The following is a 6,333-nucleotide window of genomic DNA, read 5'->3' on the forward strand; positions in this document are numbered from 1 at the left end:
GAAAGACATATGGAGTCGGCGTTGCCGATCCTGCATCGTGGGGTACGTGTTTTTTCCCTGGAAAAAACGCCTGGCTAATGGAGCGGACTCGGTGGCTGGCAAATACGACCTTCGGACCGGAGTTAGGTCCTGGAGTCGCCCCACGATGAAACTTCGGAAATTCCTGGCCTGGGGCCCGGGCGGATCACTTGGTGAGGATCAGCTTGCCCAGCTTGGTGGCTTGAAGGCGATACAGAACACCGTTGTGCGCAATCGTCACCACCTTGTGGCCCTGCAGCAGATTGCGGCTGTCGAGCGAGGCCACTTCCGCCACGTTGGCGAATGGATCATGCGACGGGCTGTGGCTGCGCGAAGAACGCTGTGCGCCGAAAAGAGCATTGCCTGCGGGAGCGGTCATTGTTGCGGACATCGGTGTGTACTCCGTATGTGTTCGATGTGTGAATGATAACCGTTCTCATTCATTGGTCAAGGCAAAATGCAAAAAAAATGTGAGATTTCTTTTTTCGCCTGAAAAGGCAGGCTGGCGGGAGTCGGATGGCCTGCGCTGCGCTCACTTTTTTTCATGCGGATGGCTGGGACTTGTCCAGATGCCGGTTCACCTTGTCGAGGTTTTCGACGTGCGAGTCCAGCATGTGGGTCAGGTTGCGGCTCAGCGCGGGGTCTTCCACCATCGCCAGCAGTTCCCGGACCTTGCGGGCGACCCAGCCTTGTCCGCGATTGAGGAACGCCAGGCGCTCGTCCACGTCGGGGACCGCCATCGCCTTCTGGAAGAAGTCGCCCGTGTGCGTGCTGGACTTTCCGCCCATGTCCCGGATGGCGTGCAGCAGCATCGCGCACCACTGCACTTCGTCATGGTGCACGGCCTGAACCAGTTCGCGCGTGGCCGGGTCGTGGGTTTGCGCAAGTGTCTGCACGGTCACGCGCACGCCCGCGCGCTCGGCTTCGAGCAGTTCGTTCAGGCGCGTGATCAGCTCGGCATGGCGTGCGCGCTCGAACTCCGGCGCATAGCAGACTGGCGAACTCAGTTCGACCTCCGCCGGGTGCAGCCTGCGCCATTCGGCCCCTGCCTGCCGCATGATGCTCTCCATGCGCTCGGCGGCGGCGGGTATGGTGTCTATGTGCTCCACCCCGAGGCCCGCATAGAGCGCCATGGCCTCGAAATCGCCGGTCATGGAGCGCAGCGGCGAATCCGTGCTGAACAGGTGGATCGGGCGTCCTTCTTCGTCCCCGATGACTTGCCGGGCCGTCTGGGCGTGGGGATCGCCGCGCTCGCCCTGCGTCACGCTGTTCCTGAGCACGCGCACGGCGGCATGCGGCGGCCAGTTGACGTGGAAATCCTCCGTCAGAACGGTGTCCCGTGCGCGGGCCTGGACGATGCGCTGCTTGTGGTATTCATGCGCGAATGACTCCTTCGTCGCCATGAGCGCGGTGCCGAGCACGGCCGCCTGCGCTCCGTGCGACAGCAGGCGCGCCACGTCCTGGCCGTTGGCGATCCCTCCGGCTGCCGCCACGGGTATATCCACCACGGCGAGCACCTGGGCCAATATCTGTTCCAGGGGCTGCCTTCCGTAGACGTGTCCTCCTGCCTCGACGCCTTGCACGATCAGCGCATGCACTCCTGCTTCCTGCGCTTCGAGGGCCTGGGCGACGCTGCCCACCTGATGCACGACCGTGATGCCCGCTGCGCGCAGCCGGTCGATCACGTCACGCCGCACATCCCAGAACAGCCCGACCACAGGCACTTCGAGGTCGATGCACAGTTGCACCTGCTGCTGGAGCAATTCAGGCGCCGTTCCGGCGGGAATGAGGTTGACGCCGAAGCGCCTGTCTTTTTCCTTGCCGAGCAGCTCCCGGACTTCGCGTACCTGCGCCTCGATGAGCGCAAGCGGCTCGCGCACCATGCCGAGGAATCCGAAGCCGCCCGCATGCGTCACCGCGGCCACCAGTTCCGCGCGCGCCACGCCTCCCATGCCGGCGAGAATCAGGGGAAGCCGGCAGCCCAGCAGATCGCACAGGGGCGTGTGCGGAAGCGGGCAAGAGAATTCGGATACGTCATCGCGTGCGCCGGCGGCCTGGGTCATCGTCTTTTTCCTGGAAATCGTGGATGGGCCGATCATGAACCGCCCGGAGCGAAAATACAAATGCCCGCCGGCGTGCGGAGCAAGTAACCACGGCATCGCTCAAGGTAAGCGGCGCGGCGCAGAATCGAGCTTCCATCATCCGCGGGAGGTGCTGCGCCCATGACTGCGTCCACATCATTCAAGCCTGGCGATCATGTGCGCTGGAATTCCGAGGCGGGGTGGGTCGGCGGAACCATCGTCGCCCGCCACACGCGGGATTTCGCCTTCAAGGGCTATACGCACCACGCATCGCCCGAGCAGCCGCAATACGAAATCAAAAGCGACAAGTCGGACCACATCGCCGCGCACAAGGGCAGCGCGCTGGTGCGCGGCTGAGCGCGCATGTTGGCGCGGCGGGCGCCCGGCCCGGTGTTTCTGACGATAGGGCACTCCAACCGCAGGCTGGAGGATTTCCTGGAATTGCTGAAGGCGTCACGCGTGGAATGTGTGGTCGATGTGCGCAAGATGACGCGCTCGCGCGCCAACCCGCAGTTCAATGAATCGACGCTGCCCGCCGCGCTGGCCGAAGAAGGCATGGGATACGAGCATCTCGCGGCATTGGGCGGCCTGCGCGGCAAAGCAGCAGCAGGCGTGCCGGGCGTCCTCAACGGAAACTGGCGCAATGCCAGTTTTCACCGTTACGCGGATTACGCGCTGAGCGACGCTTTCCGGCAAGGGCTGCGGCAACTGCTGAGCGAGGGACAGAGGCGGCGCTGCGCCATCATGTGCGCGGAGGCGCTCTGGTGGCGATGCCACAGGCGCATCGTGGCAGACTACCTGATCGCCAGCGGCTGCGAGGTGCGGCACATCATGGGCGCGGGTCGCGTCGAGGAGGCCAGGCTGACTGAGGGTGCCGTCGTGCGGGAAGACCTCTCGGTGGTCTATCCCCCGCATGATGCTGGCGGCGGAGAACCACACGATGAAAGCAAGATTGCCTGAAGAAGCGCCGGCCGGCGAGGGCGCGCGACGGATCGACGAACTCGCCGCGGCCATACGCCGGTGCCGGATCTGCGTCGAGCATCCTGACAAGGGACGCGCGCTCGGCCATGAGCCGCGCCCGGTGTTCCAGGTCGCGCGGACGGCGCGCATCTGCATCGCCAGCCAGGCTCCGGGGATACGCGCGCACGAAAGCGGCATTCCGTTTTCCGATCCCTCGGGCGTGCGGCTGCGGCAGTGGCTGGACATTGACGAGCGCACTTTCTACGACGCGAGCCGCATCGCCATCCTGCCGATGGGATTTTGCTTTCCTGGATTCGATGCGCACGGCGGCGATCTGCCGCCGCGCCCCGAATGCGCGCGTACCTGGCAGGACAGTCTGTTGGCCGGACTGCCGGACCTGCGCCTGCTGTTGCTGGTGGGCAGCCATGCCCAGCGCTGGCACCTGCGGCGGCGGCAGGCGCCCGGGGAGTTCTGGCGGCTCGGCGTCAACGAGACGGTCAGGCGCTGGCGTGAGATCGAAGGCAGCGCCACGGCGCCGCGCTGCATCGTCCTGCCCCATCCATCGTGGCGCAACAGCGGCTGGCTCAAGCGCAACGAGTGGTTCGAGGAGCAATTGCTGCCCGAGTTGCGGCGGCAGGTGCATGCGCTGCTTTGATGCAGGGCGTGGGGAAAGGAAAACGCCCGGCGTGATGGCCGGGCGTCGTCTGGGCAAGCAGGGGTCTGGCGAGCCTATTTCACCGGATCGGTCACGAAACCGATCTTCTTGACGCCCGCGCGCTGGGCTGCGGCCATGGCCTGCGCAACGCGTTCGTAGCGCACGTTCTTGTCGCCACGGATGTGCAGATCGGGCTGAGGGTCCTTGGCGGCTTCAGTGGCCAGACGGGGCTCCAGCTCGTCATCGCCGATGTCGAGTTCGTTCCAATGGTATTTGCCGTCCTCGGTGACCGACAGCCGGATGGTTTGCGGCTTGATCACTTCTTCCAGGTTGGAGGCGCGCGGCAGGTCCACCGGTACGGCGTGCTTGATCACCGGAACGGTGATGATGAAGATGATGAGAAGCACCAGCATGACGTCGACCAGCGGCGTCATGTTGATCTCGTTCATCACCTCATCGGAATCGTCCTGTGTACCGAATGCCATGGCTGATTATCCCTTCTTGATGGGCAGCACCTTGCCGGTCTCGCCGTGGGTGGCCACGCGGGCTCCGGTCACGAAGTAGGCATGCAGGTCGTGCGCGAAGCTGTTCAGCCCGTTCAGGATCGACTTGTTGCCGCGCACCAGTGCGTTGTAGCCCAGAACGGCGGGAATGGCGACGGCCAGGCCGAGCGCGGTCATGATCAGCGCCTCGCCGATCGGGCCGGCCACCTTGTCGATGGTGGATTGGCCGGACGTGCCGATCGCCACCAGCGCGTGATAGATGCCCCAGACCGTGCCGAACAGGCCGATGAACGGAGCCGTCGAGCCCACGGAGGCCAGAATCGCCAGCCCCGATTGCAGCCGCGCGGTGAACTCGTCGATGCAGTTGCGCAGGCAGCGCGTGATCCAGTCGCTCACGTCCAGCGAATCGTGCAGATGCGCCTGTGTGTTGCGGTGGTGGGCGGTCGCCTCGCGGCCTTCCAGCGCCAGGATGCGGAAGGGGTTGCTTGGATCGGTGCCCAGCTTGGTCATGCCCGCGGCGAAGTCCTCGCTGTGCCAGAAGTCGCGTGCGACGCGGGCGTTCTTCTTGAAGCGCAGGATGTCCAGCGCCTTGATGATGATGACGATCCAGGATGCGAGCGACATCACCAGCAACAGAATGGCGACGGCGCGGGTGACAAAGTCACCTTGTATCCAGACATTGGCGATGCCAAATTGGGATTCCATGAAAACTCCTGCGAAAAAAATTTATTGTTGGAGAACGAAATTGACGGGTACCAGATATTCCATGGCTTCGGCGACGCCATTGCGTTTGCCTGGCACGAACTTCCAGCGTTTGACGGTCTCGAGCGCGGCTTGATCCAGACGGTCGAATCCGCTGGATTTTGCGATTTCCACGCGTTCGGGCAGGCCTTGCACGCTGATCAGCACGCGCAGCGTTACCTTGCCTTGCTCGCCAAGGCGCCGGCTGACCGGCGGAAAGGCGGGCTTCGGGTTGTTCAGATAAGCCGCATTGCTCGAGGGCAATTCGATCCTGGGCGCTGCCGGAGCGGCGGGCGCCGGGGGGCTCGGCTGAGGAGCCGCAGGTGCGGGCGGCGCTGGAGGCGCGGGTGGCGCCGGGGGCGTCTCCTGCACCTGTCCGGTCGGGGCGTTGGGCGAAGGTGTCGGATCGTTGATCGCCACCGGCATGGGAATGGGTGTCGGCTTGGGCCTGGGCTGTACCGGCTTGGGCTTGGGCGGCGGCGCGGGAGCCGGTTTGGGCGGCGGCGGTGTTGGTGGCGCCGGAGGAACGGGTGCGGGCTCTGGCGCCGGTGGCGTGATGAATTCGCTGATCAGCTGTGCTGGAACGATGACTTCCGGTGGCGTGTGATGGGCCATGCCTGCCTGCACAGCCCACAGGCCGGCGATATGCAGCATCACGACGGAGCCCGCGACCACGGCATTGCGACCAGCGCGAGCGGGGACGTCTAATTGATCGATCTGGGACATAGAAAGGGCCGCGGATGAGCGCTATGTTGAAACCTCAAGCGCCATCGGCAACCGGAAATTCGAATGTGGATTATTTGCGCAGAACCCACCAGACCGAGCCAACGACAAGAATCAAACTACCTGCGAGTGAAGTGATGAATTCCATGCTTGGCTCTCGGTGATGGAGTTGGCAAGCTGGATCGTCTTCGGCGCAGACTCGTTGTGCAGGGCAGCCACGGGACCGCTTGCGCAGCACTGGGATACCACATCACGCGCGCACTGCTCGCAGCGCCCGCACTGGGTGGCGACGCCCAGTTCGAATTGAATTTCGTCGAAGCTCATGCCTGCATGCGCATGGCGTGCGATTTCGCGGTCAGAGACTCGGCGGCATACACAAACGATCATGGTGCAAAGAGGCTTGGCTGGCTGGTTGATGAACTGGTGTGAATTATAAATGCGAATTCATCGCATTTGCAATATTTATCACCTCCATTTTGTGTGTCTATCGATGGGGGCGCCATGAAATGAAAAAGCCGACGGGCCAGTGGCCGGTCGGCTTTTTTTGACTGTTCATGGTGGCTTGCGGCCACGGCCCTGTCGAGAGGGCTGGCACGCTTACTTGACGTGCTTGCCGATCAGGCCTGCCATCTCGAACATCGAGACCTGGGGC

9 protein-coding genes are annotated in these 6,333 nt (G+C 63.8%); 3 read left to right on the forward strand and 6 right to left on the reverse strand.

Annotation, left to right across the window (positions count from 1 at the left end; genetic code table 11):
• Nucleotides 1–184 precede the first annotated feature (184 nt).
• Both hemP and ABWP92_RS15760 read right to left on the reverse strand, forming a co-directional pair.
• Complete coding sequence (gene hemP / locus ABWP92_RS15755) at nt 185–409, reverse strand: hemin uptake protein HemP (protein WP_353236350.1); 225 nt, start codon at nt 407–409, stop codon at nt 185–187.
• Nucleotides 410–560: 151 nt separating this feature from the next.
• On the reverse strand, nt 561–2,081 hold the full coding sequence (locus ABWP92_RS15760) for a nitronate monooxygenase (RefSeq protein ID WP_353236351.1): 1,521 nt from the start codon (nt 2,079–2,081) through the stop codon (nt 561–563).
• 159 nt (nt 2,082–2,240) lie between these two features.
• Here ABWP92_RS15760 and ABWP92_RS15765 point away from each other — a divergent pair, with 159 nt between their 5' ends.
• From ABWP92_RS15765 to ABWP92_RS15775, 3 genes are read left to right on the forward strand one after another with little or no spacing between them, the layout of a single operon-like run.
• Nucleotides 2,241–2,456 (forward strand): hypervirulence associated TUDOR domain-containing protein, encoded by a 216-nt coding sequence (locus ABWP92_RS15765; RefSeq protein ID WP_353236352.1) that lies wholly within the window; start codon nt 2,241–2,243, stop codon nt 2,454–2,456.
• 6 nt (nt 2,457–2,462) lie between these two features.
• The gene (locus ABWP92_RS15770; RefSeq protein ID WP_353236353.1) at nt 2,463–3,059 is read left to right on the forward strand and encodes a DUF488 domain-containing protein; all 597 of its coding nucleotides are present in this window, start codon (nt 2,463–2,465) and stop codon (nt 3,057–3,059) included.
• The gene (locus ABWP92_RS15775) at nt 3,040–3,714 is read left to right on the forward strand and encodes a uracil-DNA glycosylase family protein (RefSeq protein ID WP_353236354.1); all 675 of its coding nucleotides are present in this window, start codon (nt 3,040–3,042) and stop codon (nt 3,712–3,714) included. Before ABWP92_RS15770 ends, ABWP92_RS15775 begins: the two co-directional genes overlap by 20 nt.
• A gap of 74 nt (nt 3,715–3,788) precedes the next feature.
• Here the strand turns inward: ABWP92_RS15775 and ABWP92_RS15780 are convergent, their stop codons facing one another.
• The 4 genes from ABWP92_RS15780 to ABWP92_RS15795 form a co-directional block, all read right to left on the reverse strand.
• Entirely contained in the window at nt 3,789–4,199 is a 411-nt protein-coding gene (locus ABWP92_RS15780) for an ExbD/TolR family protein (protein WP_353236355.1), read from the reverse strand.
• Nucleotides 4,200–4,205: 6 nt separating this feature from the next.
• Nucleotides 4,206–4,922 (reverse strand): MotA/TolQ/ExbB proton channel family protein, encoded by a 717-nt coding sequence (locus tag ABWP92_RS15785; protein WP_353236356.1) that lies wholly within the window; start codon nt 4,920–4,922, stop codon nt 4,206–4,208.
• Between the two features lie 21 nt (nt 4,923–4,943).
• Entirely contained in the window at nt 4,944–5,684 is a 741-nt protein-coding gene (locus ABWP92_RS15790; protein ID WP_353236357.1) for an energy transducer TonB, read from the reverse strand.
• Nucleotides 5,685–5,795: 111 nt separating this feature from the next.
• Nucleotides 5,796–6,068, reverse strand: a complete 273-nt coding sequence (locus ABWP92_RS15795; protein ID WP_353236358.1) for a (2Fe-2S)-binding protein — start codon at nt 6,066–6,068, stop codon at nt 5,796–5,798.
• Between the last annotated feature and the right edge of the window lie 265 nt (nt 6,069–6,333).

It is taken from the genome of Diaphorobacter ruginosibacter, from assembly GCF_040396215.1.
Classification (GTDB): domain Bacteria; phylum Pseudomonadota; class Gammaproteobacteria; order Burkholderiales; family Burkholderiaceae_C; genus Diaphorobacter_A; species Diaphorobacter_A ruginosibacter_A.